The organism is Leisingera sp. F5, from assembly GCF_001593695.1.
In genome coordinates, this window is the sequence record NZ_LUKH01000339.1 from 1 (window position 1) to 2,801 (window position 2,801).

At 56.1% G+C, this 2,801-nt stretch carries 1 protein-coding gene, 2 tRNA genes and 2 pseudogenes; 2 read left to right on the forward strand and 3 right to left on the reverse strand.

The window, feature by feature from the left end; translation table 11 throughout:
- The first annotated feature begins 251 nt into the window (after positions 1-251).
- Positions 252-328, forward strand: a tRNA-Arg gene (locus A2I95_RS29905).
- 72 nt (positions 329-400) lie between these two features.
- Here A2I95_RS29905 and A2I95_RS29910 read toward each other — a convergent pair.
- Both A2I95_RS29910 and A2I95_RS29915 read right to left on the reverse strand, forming a co-directional pair.
- Positions 401-694, reverse strand: coding sequence for a hypothetical protein (locus tag A2I95_RS29910; RefSeq protein WP_291735727.1), 294 nt, complete (start codon positions 692-694; stop codon positions 401-403).
- Positions 695-715: 21 nt separating this feature from the next.
- Positions 716-841: pseudogene (locus tag A2I95_RS29915) on the reverse strand (IS3 family transposase); the annotation flags it as partial.
- Positions 842-895: 54 nt separating this feature from the next.
- On the opposite strand from A2I95_RS29915, the pseudogene A2I95_RS29920 reads away from it, so the two are divergent.
- A pseudogene (locus tag A2I95_RS29920) lies at positions 896-2,065 on the forward strand (IS3 family transposase).
- Between the two features lie 621 nt (positions 2,066-2,686).
- On the opposite strand, the gene A2I95_RS29925 reads toward A2I95_RS29920, so the two are convergent.
- Positions 2,687-2,763 (reverse strand) — tRNA-Met (locus tag A2I95_RS29925).
- Between the last annotated feature and the right edge of the window lie 38 nt (positions 2,764-2,801).

A 2,801-nucleotide genomic window follows, 5' to 3' on the forward strand; every position in this document is an offset into this window, starting at 1 on the left:
GGCTTTTTGGTTTTCAGGACACAGGCCAGCCCAGAGGGTCCCAAGCTATGGCCATGAATTTGTAAACAGCCGGTTTTTCCCGTTGCAGAGGCTGCAAAGCACGGTTATACCCCGCTTTAACGACGCACCTGTAGCTCAGCTGGATAAAGCGCTGCCCTCCGAAGGCAGAGGCCAGATTTGTTAAGGCGCTGAGTTGTAAGGAAAATCAGGGTCTATTTCCCGCCCGCATCTGTTACACGCAACAAAAACACGGTCCCGTAGCTCAGTTGGATAGAGTGCTTGCCTCCGAAGCAAGAAGTCACAGGTTCGAATCCTGTCGGGACCGCCACACACCTGCCAAGGCAGAAAAAAGCCCCAGCAATCGCCGGGGCTTCGCTACTTTCAGGTGAGGGCCGCCCTCCTATTTGGATTTCGCGGCCCGGCGCTTGGCCTGCCGCACATGATGGACATTCAGCGCAGACGCCACACGCCGCACCATGTCCGAATGATCCGCGCCCGGCTCTAGCCGCACCAAATCGCCGTTGACGATCACTGCCACGCCACGCGCCGACAACTCGCCAAGGAACCAAGCGGCATCCTTTTCGGAGAGGCCAATGCAGAACGGCGCAGCGATCACCAGAGTGTCACCGGCCTGAACCGCCTGCAAAAACGCCTCACGCTCGACAAGCTGCCCGCGTGTAATTGAGGCTGCCAAAAGCGTCTGGCTTTGTCACCACAAGGCATTGTCGTAACTGTCTCCGGCGCTGCCGGCAGAGGGATCGATACCAGCTTCTCCCAACCGCTCTGTGTATTTGATCGACAGGTATTGGCTGCCGTGGCCGGCGTGGTGAACAAGCCCTGAGCCTCCCCCAATGAAGTGGTCCGTCCCTATGTTTAGGAAAGCCGAGGACCATAGATGGCCAATAAGAGACCGAAGCCCGAAGAGATTGTCGTGAAGTTGCGGCAGGTTGAAGTCCTGATGGGGCAAGGCATGCCCCGGATTGATGCAATCAGGCAGATCGGCGTGACTGAACAAACTTATTACCGCTGGAAGAAGAAGTACGGTGGAATGGGCACAGAGCAGCTTAAGGAACTGAAGCGGCTTCAGAAAGAGAACGAGCGCCTGCGTAGGGCGGTTTCGGACCTGACACTGGACAAATTGATCCTGTCCGAGGCCGCAAAGGGAGTGAGGGGCGTCCCGGAAACGGTCATCAGACCGTTTCAGCCCAGAACGGGCGGAGCCCCTGAGCCCCTCGCGCCGCCGCGCCTGCATCGATCTTGTGCGCAGCCAAATGAAGGTTTCCGAGCGTCGTGTTTGCCGCGTCCTGGGCCAGCACCGATCCACACAGAGACGAGAGACGGTTGGTCGGGCTGACGAAGACCGTCTGGTTGCGGACATGATCGAGCTGACACGTCAGTATGGACGATACGGCTACCGTCGGATTGCTGCTCTGCTGAGAGACGCAGGCTGGCCCCTATCGGCAGCATGCTGCGCATGCGCCTGCCGGGCAATGGGTGAACGATAAACGTGTCGAACGTCTATGGCGGCGAGAGGGGCTAAAGGTTCCAATGAAGCAACCCAAGAAGGAACGGCTCTGGCTTAACGACGGTTCATGTGTCCGGCTACGGCCAGAGTATCGCAATCACGTTTGGTCGTACGACTTCGTGCATCACCGAACGGATGATGGCAGGGCCTTCAGAACATTGAACATTCTGGATGAATGCAGCCGGGAGTGTCTTGCGATCCGGGTGAAGCGAAAGCTGAACTCGACCGAGGTCATCGACGTGCTACGGCCCGGAGTTCATCGCGGAGGCCGTCAGGGGCTGGATCAAAGCTGTCGGGGCCAAAACGGCGTTCATTGAACCAGGGTCACCTTGGGAGAATGGCTATTGCGAAAGCTTCAACGGGCGAATGCGCGACGAGCTGCTGAACGGGGAAGTTTTCTACTCACTACGTGAGGCGCAAATCATCATCGAAAGCTGGAGGAAACACTACAACACCAAAAGACCCCACAGTGCTCTGGGCTACCGCCCACCGGCTCCAGAGGCCATCGTCCCGATGGACCAAAGGCCAACCATGCACTAACTTTCAATTTGGACCACTCAAGTGGGGCTACTCAACACCCCTTTTTCCAAACACTGCAATTAGGCTTGATACGCTATTTACAGCGCGCATCGAGCTTTCGATTAGTTCACCCCTTCCAACAAACCTCTGAGGATCAGTAATAACCGCAGACGTAAATCCAACCTTCGGATCGAGCGGCTCAAAATCATCCAGCATATCTGCTCCCAAACCAATGCGTCAGTTGGCCCGACGCTATTTTTTTCGGCGATGAAAAGCAACGGGTTGACAGTACGTGTAGTCATTCTCTCAAAAGCAAATCTGCCTGTCTCGGGATGAGAAGCAGCGATGCTCGCTGCACGGGTTGGAGCGGCACGCCAGCTCTGCGCTGAAAGCGATAAAGCATGCTATCAGCCTAACAGGAGAGCGAGGGTCACCGCAAAGGCCGTGAAATGTATGGAACTTACCACCGTATTGGCGCGTAGCGCCAATATATATGGGAGAGAGACAACCGGAAAGCACTTAGCTGGGGGGGTGATGCAACGCTTACGCTTGAACTTGTTGGAGAATTGGCGGGGCTGATGTCTTTAGGGCAACCTGAATCGAAAAAGCCCCCGCTTTTTGCGGAGGCTTGGTCGGAAACGCTGGTTGCGGGAGCAGGATTTGAACCTGCGACCTTCAGGTTATGAGCCTGACGAGCTACCTGGCTGCTCCATCCCGCGTCAGGGTTTATTTGAGATCGTATTGAGAGATATTGGAT